This window comes from Thalassospira profundimaris (assembly GCF_003326795.1).
Classification (GTDB): domain Bacteria; phylum Pseudomonadota; class Alphaproteobacteria; order Rhodospirillales; family Thalassospiraceae; genus Thalassospira; species Thalassospira profundimaris_C.
In genome coordinates, this window is record NZ_JPWI01000014.1 from 59,195 (window position 1) to 75,708 (window position 16,514).

14 protein-coding genes and 1 other RNA gene are annotated in these 16,514 nt (G+C 54.4%); 10 read left to right on the top strand and 5 right to left on the bottom strand.

The annotated features are described in order from the left end of the window. Positions 1-151: 151 nt before the first annotated feature. Entirely contained in the window at positions 152-2,149 is a 1,998-nt protein-coding gene (locus tag TH30_RS18305) for a methyl-accepting chemotaxis protein (protein ID WP_114099551.1), read from the bottom strand. A 278-nt stretch (positions 2,150-2,427) separates the two neighbouring features. Between TH30_RS18305 and TH30_RS18310 the strand changes: the two genes are divergently transcribed. From TH30_RS18310 to rnpB, 5 genes are all read left to right on the top strand, one after another. Beyond that, complete coding sequence (locus TH30_RS18310) at positions 2,428-3,168, top strand: TerB family tellurite resistance protein (protein WP_114099552.1); 741 nt, start codon at positions 2,428-2,430, stop codon at positions 3,166-3,168. A 121-nt stretch (positions 3,169-3,289) separates the two neighbouring features. Continuing rightward, entirely contained in the window at positions 3,290-5,116 is a 1,827-nt protein-coding gene (locus tag TH30_RS18315) for an ATP-binding cassette domain-containing protein (protein WP_114099553.1), read from the top strand. Positions 5,117-5,335: 219 nt separating this feature from the next. Next, complete coding sequence (locus tag TH30_RS18320; protein ID WP_114099554.1) at positions 5,336-6,208, top strand: DMT family transporter; 873 nt, start codon at positions 5,336-5,338, stop codon at positions 6,206-6,208. A gap of 5 nt (positions 6,209-6,213) precedes the next feature. Continuing rightward, complete coding sequence (locus TH30_RS18325) at positions 6,214-6,972, top strand: N-acetylmuramoyl-L-alanine amidase (RefSeq protein WP_114099555.1); 759 nt, start codon at positions 6,214-6,216, stop codon at positions 6,970-6,972. 71 nt (positions 6,973-7,043) lie between these two features. Next, an RNA gene (gene rnpB / locus TH30_RS18330) (RNase P RNA component class A) lies at positions 7,044-7,440 on the top strand. Positions 7,441-7,522: 82 nt separating this feature from the next. Here rnpB and TH30_RS18335 read toward each other — a convergent pair. From TH30_RS18335 to TH30_RS18350, 4 genes are all read right to left on the bottom strand, one after another. Further along, positions 7,523-8,155, bottom strand: coding sequence for a pyridoxamine 5'-phosphate oxidase family protein (locus tag TH30_RS18335; protein ID WP_114099556.1), 633 nt, complete (start codon positions 8,153-8,155; stop codon positions 7,523-7,525). 68 nt (positions 8,156-8,223) lie between these two features. Continuing rightward, on the bottom strand, positions 8,224-8,784 hold the full coding sequence (locus TH30_RS18340) for a cysteine hydrolase family protein (RefSeq protein WP_114099557.1): 561 nt from the start codon (positions 8,782-8,784) through the stop codon (positions 8,224-8,226). 123 nt (positions 8,785-8,907) lie between these two features. Next, a complete protein-coding gene (gene corA / locus TH30_RS18345; protein ID WP_114099558.1) occupies positions 8,908-10,005 on the bottom strand; it encodes a magnesium/cobalt transporter CorA in 1,098 nt (365 codons plus the stop codon). 95 nt (positions 10,006-10,100) lie between these two features. Further along, on the bottom strand, positions 10,101-10,835 hold the full coding sequence (locus tag TH30_RS18350; RefSeq protein ID WP_114099559.1) for an EF-hand domain-containing protein: 735 nt from the start codon (positions 10,833-10,835) through the stop codon (positions 10,101-10,103). A gap of 596 nt (positions 10,836-11,431) precedes the next feature. On the opposite strand from TH30_RS18350, the gene TH30_RS18360 reads away from it, so the two are divergent. Genes TH30_RS18360 through TH30_RS18380 form a run of 5 tightly spaced genes read left to right on the top strand, consistent with a single transcriptional unit; the run spans position 11,432 to position 16,508 of the window. Continuing rightward, positions 11,432-11,935, top strand: a complete 504-nt coding sequence (locus tag TH30_RS18360) for a division/cell wall cluster transcriptional repressor MraZ (protein WP_114099561.1) — start codon at positions 11,432-11,434, stop codon at positions 11,933-11,935. Beyond that, positions 11,932-12,918 carry a 16S rRNA (cytosine(1402)-N(4))-methyltransferase RsmH gene (rsmH, locus tag TH30_RS18365; RefSeq protein ID WP_114099562.1) on the top strand — a complete coding sequence of 329 codons (987 nt, stop codon included), beginning with the start codon at positions 11,932-11,934 and terminating at the stop codon, positions 12,916-12,918. The genes TH30_RS18360 and rsmH overlap by 4 nt, the downstream gene beginning before the upstream one ends. Next, the gene (gene ftsL / locus TH30_RS18370) at positions 12,915-13,346 is read left to right on the top strand and encodes a cell division protein FtsL (protein WP_114099563.1); all 432 of its coding nucleotides are present in this window, start codon (positions 12,915-12,917) and stop codon (positions 13,344-13,346) included. The genes rsmH and ftsL overlap by 4 nt, the downstream gene beginning before the upstream one ends. Next, entirely contained in the window at positions 13,343-15,061 is a 1,719-nt protein-coding gene (locus TH30_RS18375; RefSeq protein WP_114099564.1) for a peptidoglycan D,D-transpeptidase FtsI family protein, read from the top strand. The genes ftsL and TH30_RS18375 overlap by 4 nt, the downstream gene beginning before the upstream one ends. After that, the gene (locus TH30_RS18380; RefSeq protein WP_114099565.1) at positions 15,048-16,508 is read left to right on the top strand and encodes a UDP-N-acetylmuramoyl-L-alanyl-D-glutamate--2,6-diaminopimelate ligase; all 1,461 of its coding nucleotides are present in this window, start codon (positions 15,048-15,050) and stop codon (positions 16,506-16,508) included. Before TH30_RS18375 ends, TH30_RS18380 begins: the two co-directional genes overlap by 14 nt. Positions 16,509-16,514: the final 6 nt, after the last annotated feature.

A 16,514-nucleotide genomic window follows, 5' to 3' on the forward strand; every position in this document is an offset into this window, starting at 1 on the left:
ACCGCCAGATGTCGAAAACGCAATTTGTTTCCAATCCCGCACCCGCAATAAGGAATTACATTTGCACCCGCCCCATACAAAACAAGGGGGAAGACTAATCCTCCCCCTTGCGTATAGACCAAATTATCAACTGGTCAGATCAATCAGCGGCTCAGCTTACGGCGCGCATGCGCTCAAGGAACTGGTCGATACGTTCGCTCAGACTGTCACTCTGACGACCAAGGTTATCCGCAGACCCGCGGACATCGCTGGCTGCCTCGGTGGTGTCTGCAACTGCTGTGGATACGCCCTGCATTGCAGATGAAATCTCGCTGGTGGCGGATGCCGCCTGTTCGACATTCTGCGATATTTCGCTTGTGGCCACAGTTTGTTGTTCCACCGCAGCCGCCACCGTTGATGCCCGTTCACTGATATCCGAGATCATGCGAACAATTTCGTCAATTGCCTCAACCGCAGACAGGGTTGCCTGCTGAATTTCGTTGATCTGGATTGTGATATCCTCGGTTGCCTTGGCTGTTTGATTGGCTAGATTTTTGACCTCGCTTGCTACAACGGCGAAGCCTTTGCCAGCTTCGCCAGCACGGGCGGCTTCGATTGTTGCATTAAGTGCCAGCAAGTTGGTCTGACCAGCGATGTCATTGATCAAGCCGATCACCTCGCCGATCCGCACAGCCGCCGCATTCAATCCCTGAATATCCTCGTTGGTTGTCTGGGCACGTTCGCTTGCGGAAATTGCCATTTGCGATGTGTCGCTGACCTGTCCGGCGATTTCATGGATCGAAGCCGACAGTTGAGTTGCCGCTGTTGCGACAAGCTGCACATTTGACGAAGCTTCCTCTGTGCCCGCAGAGACGGTTGTTGATTGTTCATTTGCAGTTGATGCGCTGTTTTTAAGAGCTTCGGAAACCGCATGGAGTTGTTGCACAGCCGTCCCGACTTCGCTCATCATTGCGACGACATCGTCATCAAACTCGCGGATATGCTTTTCTTGCTGTTCGATACGTTGACGCTGCTTTTCATCAAGCTCGCGCTGCTGGGCTTCAAGCTTTTGACGCTCAAGCCCGTTTTCACGAAAGACGACAACCGACCGGCCCATTTCGCCAATTTCGTCCTTGCGATTGGCTTCATCAAGCTGCACGTCGAAGTCGTTGTCGGCAAGGCGGGCCATTTTGGTCGTCAAACCTGCAATTGCACGTGCGATTGCGCGCGCCAGGATAATCGACAATAAAACCAGTATCAGGGCACCGGCGATGAAAATCGCAAATGTGACCTGAACCCCAGTATGCGCGATTTGTTCGGCACGTTGCTGCATTTTCCCGGCCACATCGCCGATGGCGCTGCTCAGTTCCGCAAGTACCGGTTCAACAGCCGAGTAATAGGCGCTCAGACGCGCAAGCGATTCTTCACGCGCCAGAACAGCATCGGCCAGTGCCTTGAAATCGGAAATATATGATGCCATCAGTTTGCCAAGCTCAGCCTTCTTGTCATCCTGAATGCTTCCCGCTTTTTGCAGGGCTGCGTCGAATTCCTTGGCCGTCGCCGTAACACTGTCAAGATAGGCCGGGTCAAGACTTGCAAGGAAATCCTTCTCGTCCCGTCGCATTTTCAGCACCGCAATCGAGATATCCTTGGTGTTGGAAAGCCCCAGCATGGCTTCAAGCTGCGCAATTTTGCCAAGAGCGGTTTCGACCTCTGTCGCGGCATTGCGCATTTCGCCAAGCAAACCTGAACTCTGATCAAAGCCCACCTTGCGCTGTAAATCGACAACGGTTGTAAACTCGCTAACATAATCCTCAAACGCGGCTCTTGCCTGATCAACCTTGCCAAGAAGCTCGCCCAGTTCCTCGCGTTTGGCGAGGTCATCCAGGCCTGCTCGCACAGACATTGCAGCGGCAGCGTGAGACGCGACATATTCTTCGTTCTTGCGCAGGACAAAGTCCTTTTCATGTCGGCGCGCGTTCAGAAATGCCCGGGATATAGCATCAACCAGCGACTGGTCGGCGTTGGCTGCCTCGGCAATTGTTTGCGCCGACTGGCGTTGTTGATCCGCAATGAACTGCGTTACGCCAACAACTGCGAAAATAATAAGTGCGACCACACTTATCAGAGAAATCTGGTAGACAAGTTTCATGCGTGACAAGAAAGACATGTTTCCACCCCTAATTATACGGATCGTTTTTGTTATTATTTTTTTACTACCTGATTGTCATAGAACCACTCTACCAATGGTAGATCAACAAACACTTAAGTATAGACGTTTGGGTGTTATTCAACGTCCAAGCCAAGAAATAACGCCAATTCGCCATTTATTTCCGTGACCTGCAAACTATGTTGGTTGTTCTGGTAAGATGGTAATCTTGCTGCAAGAATACGACCGCACACTGCAAAACACAGCAATCAGGACGAACAATCACCCATGAGCATCGCATGAGTATCTGGGGCAAAATTATTGGTGGAGCCGCAGGCTTTGCCTTGGGCGGACCGCTTGGCGCGATCCTTGGCGCAACAGCCGGTCATGTCGTAGACAAGATCAAGAGTGCCGCAAACGGGGGGCCGCAACTGGGTGGTCACGACCCGAGGCAGGTTGCCTTTGCCACGGGCGTCATCGTTCTTGCTGCCAAAATGGCCAAGGTTGACGGTCATGTCAGCCGCGACGAGATCAATGCCTTCAAGCGCGTTTTCCATATTCCGCCCGGCGAAGAAAAGAATGTCGGCCGTATCTTTGATATGGCTCGTTCATCATCGGACGGCTTTGAACTCTATGCCCGTCAGATCGCCACCATGTTTCGGGGTGAACGCGCGCTTCTGGAAGGCATCCTTGAAGCCCTTTACCAGATCGCCATGGCTGATGGTGAATTGCATCCGGCAGAACAGGATTACCTGAAAAAGGTCGCCCATATCTTTGGCTTTGCCGATGTCGACTTTGATCGCGTACATCATGCCTTCACCTCATCGAACGGTCCCGACCCCTATGAGCAACTGGGCCTTGGACGCGATGCCAGTGATGATGAACTGAAAGCAGCCCATCGCAAGTTGTCGCGCGAAAACCATCCCGATACCCTGATGGCCAAAGGCATGCCACCCGAATTCATCGAACAGGCCAATGATAAAATGGCCCGCATCAACGCCGCATGGGATCAAATCCGCAAGGAACGCGGTATCCGCTGATCCAAATCGGCTGGATAGAGATGATGACAGATGATTTCCCTTGCAACGGCACCGGATTTGCTGTTTGCAAGGGGCCTGTCACGCTGACCAATTTTCTGAACTCAAGCTTATCGGTTTTTCCATGGCGCCACCGCTGATTAATATTAATGACATTCGCCTGACCTTTGGCGGCAATGATCTGTTTTCCGATGTGTCATTTGCCATTGGCGAACGCGACCGACTGTGTCTGGTCGGCCGGAATGGTGGCGGAAAATCGACACTTCTGAAAATCATCGCCGGCGAGATCGAAGCCGACGGTGGCGAACGGTTTGTTCAGCCGGGTTGCAAGGTTGCCTATCTCAATCAGGAACCGAGATTTGACGGCTATGACACGGTCGAGGATTTCGTTCTTTCGGCTCTTGATGAACATGAACAGGACTATGCCTATCGCTCTGACATGCTGTTGGCATCGGTCGATATTGATCCCAAAGCCGATCCAAAACAGCTTTCTGGCGGTGAAGGCCGACGCGCGGCAATCGCGCGCGCACTGATTGCCGATCCGCAGGTACTTTTGCTGGACGAACCGACCAACCATCTTGATCTTCCGACCATTGAATGGCTTGAAGGCGAGATCAAGAATTTCCGCGGTGCGGTTGTCGTCATCTCGCATGACCGTGCCTTCCTGAATGCGGTATCGAACGGCGTTCTTTGGCTTGACCGTGGTGTCATGCATCAGGGCGCGATCAATTTCGCCAAGTTCGAAGAATGGTCCGAAGAAATCTATCGCAAGGAAGCCGAGGAACGCGCCAAGCTTGACAAGCTGATTGCACAGGAAACCGTCTGGTCCGTGCAGGGCATTTCCGCCCGCCGCAAACGTAACCAGGGTCGCCTGCGCCGCCTTTATGACATGCGTGAACAGCGCTCCAATCAGGTTGACCGGATCGGCAATGTCTCGCTTGCGGCCGAGGCTGGCGAAACATCGGGCAAGGTCGTGATCGAGGCCACTGATATCGCCAAGTCATTCGGGGATCGCCAGATCATTGCCGATTTCTCGACCCGTATCCTGCGTGGCGACAAGGTTGGCATCATCGGCCCGAACGGTGCAGGTAAAACCACACTGCTTAAAATGCTGACCGGGCAGCTTGAACCCGACAGAGGCACGATCAAGATCGGCACCAACCTTAATCCCAGCTATTTTGATCAAAAGCGTATTGCGCTCGATGACGATAAAACGCTTTGGGATACGCTGTGTGATGTTGGCGGCGATCAGGTGATGGTGCGCGGCAACCCGCGCCATGTTGTCAGCTATCTGCGCGATTTCCTGTTTGACGAAAAACAGGCCAGAAGCCCGGTTGGTGCCCTGTCGGGTGGCGAACGCAACCGTTTGCTTCTGGCGAAATTGCTGGCAAAGCCGACCAACCTTCTGATCATGGATGAGCCGACCAACGATCTGGATATGGATACGCTCGACCTGCTTCAGGAAATGCTGGACGACTATGAAGGCACGCTTCTTCTGGTCAGCCACGATCGTGACTTCCTTGATCGCGTTGTAACATCATCAATCGTGATGGAAGGCGACGGAACGGCAGTTGAATATGCCGGTGGCTATTCCGATTATATTGCTCAACGCAAACTCTCAAACGCCCCCGCAGCCAAAGATGACAAGAACCTTGGCAAGCTTGGTAAAAAGCCTTCGGGTAACAACAATGCGCCCAAAGCAAAATCGGTTTCAAAGCTGAGCTACAAGGATCAGCGCGAATACGACAATCTGCCTGCAGCGATGGCAAAGCTCGAAGCAGAAATAAAAATGCTTGAAGCTGCCCTGTCCGACAGCACCCTGTTTACCAAGGATCCGACCGGCTTCCAGAAGAAGGTCGACCGGCTTGACACTGCACGAAGCGAACTTGAAGCATCCGAGGAACGCTGGCTGGAACTTGAAATGATGCGCGAGGAGCTCGGTCAGGCCTGATGATCTGACCGGGTCATCGCCCACAAACATCCCGACGATGATCCTCTGTTCTTGCTACCGGTTGCTTTACGTCTGGTGCGCATTGGGACACACTTGTCTGCAAACCAGTTCAGTCTGGGTTGAAAAGAACTCATTTGTCCTTTGTCTTCAAACAGATGACAAAGGACGGTGTAATCAACGCAGACGCTTCTGTGCTGCCCCTTATTGAAAGCCCGCGCCATGCCCCTCAAAGCAGTGCTTATGGCCCTGTCCGTCGCCATCATCTGGGGCATTAACATGCTGACCGTCAAAGGTGCGGTTTCAGAAATTCCACCCTTTATGCTGACCGCTATCCGCTTTGCTTCGGTTGCAATTCTGCTGATCCCGTTTACCCGCATGCCACGCGGTCGCATGGGACGCCTTGCCGTCATCTCGCTGACTTTTGGCAGTCTGCATTTCGGTGTTTTATTCTTTGCACTTTCAATGATTGACGCCGGACCGGTCGCAATTATCGTCCTGCTTGGCGTGCCGTTTTCTTCGATGCTGGCGACCTATTTCTTTAATGACAGGCTGGGCTGGAAGCGGCTTTCGGGCATGACGCTTGCGTTTGTTGGCGTAACAATCATGTTCTGGGACCCGACCATGACCGATTTGCAATTGCCATTATTGTTGGTGGTGTTTGCAGCTTTCATGTGGGCGGTTGCCAATGTGATGATCAAGAAACTGGGCGATATTGACACCTTCCAGCTTAATGGCTGGATGGCATTGTTTGCCGCCCCGCAGCTGCTGCTTCTATCGCTGGTTTTTGAACCCGAATCCTTTCAGGCAGTGCGTGATGCCAGCTGGATGGCGTGGGCCAATCTGAGCTTTACGGTGATCATGTCATCAATTGTGGCCTATGGTTTCTGGTATCATTTGCTCAAGACCCAGGATGTGAATGCAGTCGTGCCATGGTCATTGCTCGCACCTGTCATCAGCGTTCTGGGATCGTTTGTGGTATTTAACGAAGCATTCTCGATGCTTAAGATCATTGGCGGTATTGTTGTTCTGTGCGGGGTCACGGTGATCATGCTGCGCAAACCCGTTCAGCGTAAAACACAGGGAATGGATTAAGCCAAATGGCCGATGGGCAGTCAGACGGGCGATCAAAAGACAGTTTGCCAGCAGACATCATCAAGCATCCCTCGCCCAATTTCGGCCCGCGCCCGGATGGTTGCCCGATTGATATCCTTGTGCTGCATTATACCGGCATGCCCACAGGCAATGCCGCCCTTGAACGCCTGTGTGATCCTGAAAGTTCGGTTTCGAGCCACTATCTGATTGAGGAAGACGGCCGCATCTTTGCGCTGGTCGATGAAGACAAACGCGCATGGCATGCCGGGCGGGGTTGCTGGCAGGATTGCGCAGATGTGAATTCACATTCCATCGGGATCGAGATCGTCAATCCCGGTCATGAATTTGGCTATCGCGCCTTTCCCGATATACAGATCGCATCCGTCATCACGTTGTGCCGGGACATTCTGGCCCGTCGCAACATTCCGGCAGATCGGGTGATTGCCCATTCCGACATGGCCCCGGACCGCAAGGAAGATCCCGGTGAATTGTTCCCCTGGAAATTACTGGCCGACAACGGCATCGGGCTTTGGCCCGATGTAACTGACGATATCGCTGTTGATCCGGATCGCTTTGAAGGGTTGCTTGATCAGATTGGCTATGGATGGCCGGCAAGTGATGGGGATGGCGCATCCAACGAAGAGTATCGCCTTAAACGGACAATTGCCTTTCAGCGGCACTGGCGTCCGGCGGATATTTCCGGTGTCCTCGACGGGCAATGCATGGCCATTGCCACTGCCCTTGCAAATGCGATTGGCAACTAGCTTTCTGAACTCGCCCCCGTCGCCACCGCTTTTTCTTGACGTTATGGTCGATGTAACCTACATCCGCACCACCAGATGGCCGGATGGCCGCCCTGATTGCTTGCAATCGGGGAGGAAAGTCCGGGCTCCACGGAGACACGGTGCCAGATAACGTCTGGCGGGGGCGACCCTAGGGAAAGTGCCACAGAAAGCAAACCACCGACACAGCGCAAGCCTGTCGGAAAGGGTGAAAGGGTGCGGTAAGAGCGCACCGGTCCTTCAGCAATGCGGGACGCATGGTAAACCCCACCGGGAGCAAAACCTAATAGGAATGGTCGGCCGGGTGCTTCGGCATTGTCGGCAGGTGGGTTTTCGCACCACCATTCGGGTTGGTTGCAGGAGGCGTTCGGCGACGGACGTCCCAGATGAATGGCCATCCAGTGCGGTTCGCCGCATGGACAGAACCCGGCTTACAGGCCATCTGGTATTATTTCCCAAACGAAAAAGGCGATGACAATACGCTGTCACCGCCTTTGACAAGCTCAATAAATCTGCGCTGACAGCGCGATGATCAGCCTTTTTCGGCAATTGACTGCGTGAAATACTTGTCGGCCTCTTCCTGAGTGCCGACGTCGAAATCAGCCGCAGTCTGATCCTTGATCATCTTGCCAAGGGTCGGAAGCGTTTTACGGTCAATCTGGGTATTCTGGTCCCACAACTTGGAACGCATCAGCGATTTCGCACAATGCAGGAAGGCTTCCTCGACCGTAATTTTAATCGCCGTGATCGGTGGCTTGGGCGTATCGGCAAACAATCCCAGCAAAGCCGGATCTGTACTGATTTCAGCCGTACCGTTCAAGCGCAGTGTTTCATTCACACCGGGTACAAAGAACAGCATCCCGACTTTCGGGTTATCGACGATGTTTGACAGTGTATCGACACGGTTATTGCCCGGACGGTCCGGCATGACGATGGTGTTATCATCTACAACCTTGATGAAGCCCGGCCCATCGCCGCGCGGGCTGACATCGGCATCGCCATTGGCATCGGCCGATGAAACGACCGCAAAGGGTGCCAGTTCAATGAAATGCTTGCAGTGTGGATCAAGCCGCGACAGGCATTTATCAACAGCAAGTCCCATCGGCTCCCCATAAATTGCGCGAAGCTTTTCCTGGGTATCGATTTTTGTATCGGCAGAAGTCATTGGCAGGCACCTTATGCGGGAATCACGGGCCGAAGGTGCGTCACTTGAGAACGCAAGTCAATCGCTGATCAACCCTGACTTGCCGATCCAATGATCTGCTCGACGGTTTTCACAGCGGCAAACTCGCCATTGAGACTGGAAAGTGCCACATCATGCACCAGCTCGGCCGGGACAACCCGCCCATCCGGAAGGCTGCGATCAAAGGTCGCACAGGCATCAGATGCAATCGTTACCTCAAATCCAAGATTCCCGGCCATACGGGTGCTGGTATTCACACAATGGTCCGTTGTGATCCCGCACAGAACAAGGCGCGAAATACCCTGCGCACGCAGATCCGCCTCAAGACTGGTGCCGATAAAAGCCGAATTGACATTCTTGCCATAGACAGGCTCCCCCTCAATCGGGGCTAGTGCCTGTTTGATGGCGTTGCCTTGATGATCAGGATGGAGACGCGATTGCGGTTCGGTTGAGTCATGCTTGACATGAATGACCGGCTGCCCGGCTTTGCGCCAGTGTGTCAGAAGTTTCTCACCATTTCTTTCGGCATCGGGGTTATTGCGATTTCCCCAGTAATCAAGGTCATCAAATCCTTGTTGCCAATCAATCAGGATCAGGGCGGTCTGGCTCATTTTGGGGCTCCAATGGTTGGGTGCATATCATTGCGGGTGGCGACGCGCGACACTTTATCAGCATTTCATATGGCAGAAATGACAAATACCCCACCAATCTCGCCAGAATTCCGTCACCGACTTTTAGAGCCACCCTTTGCGTTTGAAATACCAAAGCGGCAAAACAGCGGACAGGATCATCAGGCCGATTGCAACCGGATAGCCGAATTCCCAGCCAAGCTCGGGCATTACTTCGAAATTCATGCCATAGATGCTGGCGATCAGGGTTGGCGGCAGGAAGGCCGCCGCAGCGACCGAGAAAATCTTGATGATGTTGTTTTGCTCAAGACTGATCATGCCAAGGGTCGCATCGAGCAGGAACGTCACCTTGTTGGCGATAAAGTTGGCATGTTCGGTAATCGAGACGATATCGCGTGAAATCACCTTAAGCCTTGCCTTGGCATCCTTTTTCAGACGCGTCTGCGTTGACAGGAACAATCCAAGTCGATGAAGGTTCAACAAGCTGTCCTTGGCCTTGCCAGACAGGTTGCCAGTACGTCCGATCTGGCGCAAGGTTTCCCGGTGATCCTGATCCGAACCGGGTCCTTCCGGGTTTGCAAACACCTGATTTGACAGGTTTTCAAGATCGGTTGCGGTCTGTTCCATCAAATCCGCCAGACGGTCAACAATCTGTTCGAGCAGCCCGAACATGACCGTTTCGGCACTATTGGCCAGTGACGGTGTTTTTTTGACCCGACGGATGAATGTCTTGAACGGTACCGGATCAGCATAGCGCAGCGTGATCAGGGTCTTCTTGACCAGAATGAACGTCACGGCCGCCGTTTGCGGCGCATCTGTCGTCGCACGGGTCAGGACCGAAACCGTCATGAAAAGTGCCCCGTCCTCGTCATACAGACGAGATGAAAGTTCGATCTCCTGCATTTCCTCGCGGGTCGGCACCTCGATCCCGAAACGTTGCTCGATATCGTGAATTTCATCAGAGGTCGGCGACAGCAAGTCAATCCATACCGGTGTACGTTCGGGTTTGGCGACGTCCTGCTTGCCTGCCGTTGCGTCGGCATTTGCATTGTCAACGGCATTGGCTGTGATCTTCGCAGCTGATTTTCCGTCTTCTGCCGGTTCGGTTTCCGCAACACCAGTCCGGGGCGCAGCAGAGCCATCTGCGCCAGCCCCATCGTCTGTTGTTGCCCGAAGCGGAGCAAAAAACTCGCTGGTATCCATTAACCTTCTCCATCCTGACCGGCTTGCCGTTTGATACGGATGCCAGATTATTGCTTGGCTGTCATATGGTGTTTCTGTTGCAATCCCGCCGCCAGTCAGAATGGCAGAACCGTCTGGAATGAAAACGGATCAATGTCGGGATTGGTTCCGCTTTTTTCGCCAAAGGCAATACGGACCTGATCGAGAAACTCTTCCTTGCTGATCATCTGATCTTTATTGGCATCGTAGGCCGGAAACAGCAATTCAAGGCGTCGGCTTTCCGTGCGCAGTCGCTGGCGATTGGCGTCGGCAGTGCCGGGCAACTGTTCAACTGCCGAAAACTCGCGCATGACCAGCACGCTGTCGCCATTAATGTCACGCCTGCGGAACATCCAGCTTGAATAGGACGCAGCCTCATCAGCGCTGATCCGGCCATCCTGATTGATATCAACCGGATGATATTGTTCACGATACAGTTTTACCTGTTCTGGCACCCCTGATGTCACGACACCTGCCCCTGCATTTTTCTGGGCAAGGGCCTTGGCAATCGCATCATTCAAACCGGGGATGTTTGTTGCCCCGGCAGCACCTTCACCCGCCGCCCCGGCCACACCGTCAAGTGCGCCAAGCCCGGACAAACCGCCAAGACCGAATTGCGACATCAGTTCAGGGTTGCTTTGAAGCTGCTGCATGATCAGGGGCAGAAGTTCACGAACCTGTGGTGATGATACTTCTGGCGATGTTGAACTGCCGCCGGCCTTATCCAGGGTCAGTCCCTGCGCCCGGGCACTGCCATCACCATTTACGGTGATCCCCGGAACGGAAATACCGGCAAAAAACGCACAACTCATTAATAGAATGGCAGCTTTTATCCGCAACAATCGCTTCCCTCATCTCGCTGACGCTGCCCCGCGCCAGATGTTTGAACCCGGTACCATCTTACGACATCCGACAACCCGGCATGACAATCATATGGTCCGATACCGTCACCCGATAAACGTCCCTTCTACATTTTGCAGGAGTTCGTTCGCGCATCAAACCCGATTGGGAGTCAAATCGCAAATTGTCTTCGCCCATCCCGTCATTTCCCGAAATGTCGACTGCACCATCAAACCCCATAAAACCGGGTTTTCAATGGTCACCGATGGGGCCCCATGGAACCGCTTTGGGATTTCATGGGCCGAAGATGGATAAGACCGTGATTTCAAGTGTTTTTGGCTGAATTCAGGCTTTTCGCATGTACCGCGGAACCCCCAGAAACGCACCAAATCGTCACATTTGACCCCATCAAATCCCATTGACCCCCATCATTTCCCATGGTACCCCATTAACAGGCATAAATTCTGTGCCATGCGGGGCATATCCATTTCAAACATCGACCGGTCATTGAACCGACCGTTTCAGACCGTGTTTTGAAATCGGATTTTTTGATCAGGGGAATGGCGAAGTGCTGTTCACAGGGACGCACATTCACAAGCTGGACCGGAAGGGACGCGTATCCGTCCCCAAACGGTTCCGTGCGGCCCTTGAGCCGGAAGAATTCGCCGGCATCTACCTGTATCAATCCCACAAGGAAAGCGCGCTCGAAGGTTGCAGCCACAGCCATATGGAGCGCATCGCCGCATCGCTTGACGAACTTGATATGTTCTCTGACGAGGCCGACGATCTGGCTGACACCATCCTTGGCTCCTCGCATATGCTTCCTTACGACGGCGAAGGCCGGATCATTCTTCCCGCTGAATTGATCGAATTTGCCCGTATCGAAGATCAGGTCGCCTTTGTCGGCCGTGGTCGCACCTTCCGCCTGTGGAACCCTGACATCTTCAAGCCCCTGCAAGAAGCCAGCCGGACCCGCACGCTCAACCGTGGTGCGACGCTTAAGCTCAAACCAGTGTCCGAACTCCCCAAAGGCGCACGTCCCGGCGCCCCGAACGAGGAGGACGCATCATGAGCGACAAGGATATCAGTTTTGCCACTGAAGACCGTCCGCACAAACCGGTCCTGCTGCGCGAGGTGCTTGAAGCCCTTGCACCGGCTGACGGGGAAATCATGGTCGATGGTACCTTTGGCGCAGGCGGTTATTCCCGCGCCATTCTTGATTCCGCGAAGTGCGAACTCTATGGCATTGATCGCGACCCGACAGCGGTCGCAACAGGCAAAAAGCTTGAAGCCGAGTATGACGGCCGGTTCCATATGGTCGAAGGTTGCTTTGGTGATATGGGACGTTTGATCCCGGCTGCGGGGCCTGAACAGGTCGACGGTATCGTTCTTGATATCGGTGTTTCCTCGATGCAGCTTGATCAGGCTGATCGCGGTTTTTCGTTCCGTGAAGATGGCCCGCTTGACATGCGCATGTCGATGTCCGGCCCAACAGCCGCAGACTTCGTCAACACTGCCGAGGAAGAAGACATTGCCAATGTCATCTATCGCTATGGCGAAGAACGGGCATCGCGCAAGGTTGCGCGCAAAATCATCGAAATGCGCGCAGAAGAGCCCTTTGCCACGACATCCCAGCTTGCCCGTGCTGTACGCTCTGTCGTGCGCAAGTCCAAGGACGGCATTGATCCGGCAACCCGGACGTTTCAGGCATTGCGCATTTATGTAAATGACGAGCTTGGCGAACTTGAACGCGCAATGGATGCAGCCGAGACACTTCTGAAGCCCGGTGGACGTCTGGTGATTGTGACGTTCCATTCGCTCGAAGATCGTCAGGTCAAAACATTCATGAAGGCGCGTTCAGGCGACCCCAGAAAAATGTCACGTCGCCTGCCCGGCGAACCGGAAGTCGCCATTCCGACCTTTACGACCATCACGCGAAAAGCCGTCACCGGTCAAAAAGACGAAATCCGTGCCAATCCGCGCGCCCGATCCGCAAAACTGCGCGCCGTTGCCCGCAATGAGCAACCTGCAACCACGCAGGGAGGCCGGAAATGACCCGTGCTGTCACGATCATTGGCCTGTTCCTGACCATTCTGATTGGTGCTGGCACTTATTGGGTCAGTCACGAAGTCGAGCGCCTTGAAAAGCATTACGCCGAGATCCAGTCGGACATTCTGGCCGAACAGGAAAGCATCCACGTACTTGAAGCCGAATGGAGCTACCTGAACAATCCCGAACGGATTGAGCGTCTGTCGAAAGAATATCTGAGCCTTGATCAGATCCAGGTTCTCCAGATGGCAAGCATCGACGACCTGCCAGAAGTGTCCGACATGCATCAGTACCGTATCGACAAGTTTGGCGAAGCCGTTGCCTTCATGCCAACCCCGCGCCCGCGCCCGGGCAGCCGTGCCTATGCCGAGGCGGCAGAAAGCATGATTGTTGATGCACCGTCCGTCGCCACAAATACCGGAGGAGCACAATGAGCTTTACCCGGTTCTCATACTGGCTGCGTGGTGATCGTCCGGAACTTGGCCCGGACCAGCGAGAACGTCTTGCCCTTGAAACGGCACGCAACCGTATTTTCATCACCGGTGCCATGTTCATCATCGGGTTTTCGTGGATCACATATGGTCTGGTCGATGCATCCGTGCTGCGTCAGGGCAATGAACCAGCACTGGCATCGGGAACCGACACGCGCGAACTCAAGACCGAGCGCGCCGACATTGTTGATCGCAATGGCCTGCTGCTGGCGACCGATCTTCCAACCAATTCGCTTTATGCCGATGCCCGTGTGGTCAAGGACCCGGTTGCCTCGGCCGATCTGTTGCTGACCGTCCTGCCCGATCTGGATCGCGACACGCTGATCCGGCACCTGAGTTCGCGCAAGGCATTCGTCTGGTTGCGCCGTAACCTTACGCCGGAACAGCAATATGAAGTTAACTCGCTTGGTATTCCGGGGTTGAATTTCCAGCGCGAAGAACGCCGCGTTTACCCGCATGGGCGCCTGTTCTCCCACGTTTTGGGCTTTACCGACATCGACAATAACGGCATCGCCGGTGCAGAACGCAAGTTCGATAACGAACTGCGAATCAATAACGGTCCGCTCCAGCTTTCGCTTGATACCCGCGTGCAGTTCGCGCTTGATGAAGAAGTCGAAAAGGCGATGGAAACCTATAGTGCGATTGGTGCTGCGGGTCTTGTCATGGATGTCTATACCGGTGAAGTGATCGCGATGACCTCGCTTCCGAACTTTGATCCGCACCGTCCGGGTCAGGCACCGGCGGATGCGCGGTTTAACCGCTCGACCCTTGGCGTGTATGAAATGGGCTCGGTGTTCAAGCTGTTTAACACCGCCATCGCGCTTGAAACCGGCACATCCAACCTGAATTCCGTTTATGACGCGACCGAGCCGCTGCGCATCGCCCGCTTCTCGATCCGTGATTACCATGGTGAAAACCGCTGGCTGACTGTACCGGAAATTCTGGTGCACAGCTCGAACATCGGTTCTGCACGCATGGCGATGGCTTTTGGTGGCGAGGCGCAGAAAAAGTACCTCAAAAAGCTTGGCATGCTCGACAAACCCGAGATCGAGCTCCCCGAGGTCGGCGGGCCTCTGATCCCCAATCCCTGGCGCGAAGTCAACACCATGACGATTTCGTTCGGTCATGGTCTTGCGGTCACCCCGCTTCAGGTTGTCAACGGCATTTCAACCATCGTCAATGGTGGTATCCGCCGCCCGTCAACCATCCTTAAGCAGGATGGTGCACCGGCAGGCGAACGTGTGTTTTCCCAGAAAACTTCGGAACTGCTGCGTCGCCTCATGCGACTGGTTGTAACCGAAGGATCGGGCAAAAAAGCCGAAGTCGCAGGTTACTTCCTTGGCGGGAAAACCGGCACCTCGGAGAAACTTGTGAACGGGCGCTACGTCAAGAACGCCCGCATGTCGACCTTTGTCGCCGCCTTCCCGATGCAGGACCCGAAATATGTTGTTCTGGTGACGTTAGACGAGCCCAAAGGCACCAAAGAAACTTATGGATTTGCCACAGCAGGTTGGGTGTCCGCCCCTGCGGTTGGCAAGGTTGTGACACGTATTGCTCCCCTTCTGGGCATTGAACCGGCGAATGCGAAGGCGCCGGAGATTGAGCAAGCGCTGCAGATCGAACTTCGCAAGGGGGAACGCAAACTTGCGTCTTTCTGAGCTCATGGCAGGTGATCAAGCGGCATTGAAACATGCCGAAGGACAGGACCCGAACATCACGGGCCTGACAGCAGACTCACGCACCGTGAAGGATGGCTATATGTTTGCCGCCCTGTCCGGTGCCCGCGACGACGGCTCCAAATATATCGCTGATGCGATCAAACTTGGTGCGGCCGCCATTCTGGCAAAGGATGGAACCCCCAGACCGGTCGCCGCAACGGTTCCCCTGATCCCGGTGGAAAATCCGCGCAAACGCTATGCACAGCTTGCTGCCCGTTTCTATGGCAAGCAACCGGCAAACATCGCGGCAATTACCGGGACGAACGGCAAGACATCAACGGCGATCTTCACCGAACAGCTTTGGACGATCCTTGGCAATATGTCAGGTTCGATCGGAACGCTTGGCATTCGTGCAGCGGGTGCAAAAATCCCGGGATCGCTCACCACGCCTGATCCGGTTGCCCTTCACCAGAGCCTTGATGAAATGTCGGGTATCGGTGTCACCCATGTGGCAATGGAGGCCAGCTCACACGGGCTTGACCAGTATCGTCTTGACGGCGTGAAGGTAACCGTCGCGGCCTTTACCAACCTGTCGCGCGACCACCTTGATTATCATGGCACGTTTGAAAAATACTTTGCCGCCAAGGCACGCCTGTTCTCCGACCTTCTGGTTGCCGATGGCACAGCGGTTCTTAATGCAGATGTCGAACAGTTCGCCCTTCTTAAAAAGATGTGTGAAAAGCGCGGCGTGAATATTCTGTCCTATGGTCAGAATGCCGATGACATCAAACTTGTCAAAGCAACACCTGACAGCACCGGCACCAAGATCACCCTTCTGGCCAACAAGGGCGAATACAACGTGCATTTGCCGCTGATGGGCAGCTTCCAGGTCATGAACGCGCTTGCCGCCCTTTCCATCGTGGTGGCATCGGGTGCCGATATTGATCAGGCCGTCCTTGCCCTTGAAAAACTTGAGGGTGTTCGCGGTCGTCTTGAGCTGGTTGGCAAGACAAGTTTCGGTGCCCCGGTCTTTGTCGATTACGCCCACACACCGGACGCGCTTGAAACCGTGATCAAGGCGGTTCGTCCGCATTGCAAAGGCCGCATCGTTTGTGTATTTGGTGCCGGCGGAGACCGTGACACGGGCAAGCGCCCGATAATGGGCCAGGTCGCGCATGATTTTGCCGATATCGCCATCATCACCGATGACAACCCGCGCAGCGAAGACCCCGCCCTTATTCGCGCCGCCATCAAGGCGAAATGCGAAGGTGCCGTCGAGATCGCCGACCGGGCAGAGGCCATCAAACGCGGCATTGGCATCCTGCAACGCAACGATGTCCTTATTATTGCCGGAAAAGGCCATGAAAGAGGCCAAATTATCGGTGATACGGTCCTTCCGTTTGATGATGCATCCGTTGCCCGCAGCATCCTTGCTGGCGGCAACTGACCTGAA

Excerpts from the sequence above, each read along its gene's own strand:
- TH30_RS18325 (WP_114099555.1), top strand. The coding sequence starts at position 6,214 with ATGGCCGATGGGCAGTCAGACGGGCGATCAAAAGACAGTTTGCCAGCA.
- corA (WP_114099558.1), bottom strand. The coding sequence starts at position 10,005 with ATGGATACCAGCGAGTTTTTTGCTCCGCTTCGGGCAACAACAGACGAT.
- TH30_RS18320 (WP_114099554.1), top strand. The coding sequence starts at position 5,336 with ATGCCCCTCAAAGCAGTGCTTATGGCCCTGTCCGTCGCCATCATCTGG.
- rsmH (WP_114099562.1), top strand. The coding sequence starts at position 11,932 with ATGAGCGACAAGGATATCAGTTTTGCCACTGAAGACCGTCCGCACAAA.
- TH30_RS18305 (WP_114099551.1), bottom strand. The coding sequence starts at position 2,149 with ATGTCTTTCTTGTCACGCATGAAACTTGTCTACCAGATTTCTCTGATA.
- TH30_RS18315 (WP_114099553.1), top strand. The coding sequence starts at position 3,290 with ATGGCGCCACCGCTGATTAATATTAATGACATTCGCCTGACCTTTGGC.
- TH30_RS18375 (WP_114099564.1), top strand. The coding sequence starts at position 13,343 with ATGAGCTTTACCCGGTTCTCATACTGGCTGCGTGGTGATCGTCCGGAA.
- ftsL (WP_114099563.1), top strand. The coding sequence starts at position 12,915 with ATGACCCGTGCTGTCACGATCATTGGCCTGTTCCTGACCATTCTGATT.
- TH30_RS18340 (WP_114099557.1), bottom strand. The coding sequence starts at position 8,784 with ATGAGCCAGACCGCCCTGATCCTGATTGATTGGCAACAAGGATTTGAT.
- TH30_RS18310 (WP_114099552.1), top strand. The coding sequence starts at position 2,428 with ATGAGTATCTGGGGCAAAATTATTGGTGGAGCCGCAGGCTTTGCCTTG.
- TH30_RS18350 (WP_114099559.1), bottom strand. The coding sequence starts at position 10,835 with ATGAGTTGTGCGTTTTTTGCCGGTATTTCCGTTCCGGGGATCACCGTA.
- TH30_RS18335 (WP_114099556.1), bottom strand. The coding sequence starts at position 8,155 with ATGACTTCTGCCGATACAAAAATCGATACCCAGGAAAAGCTTCGCGCA.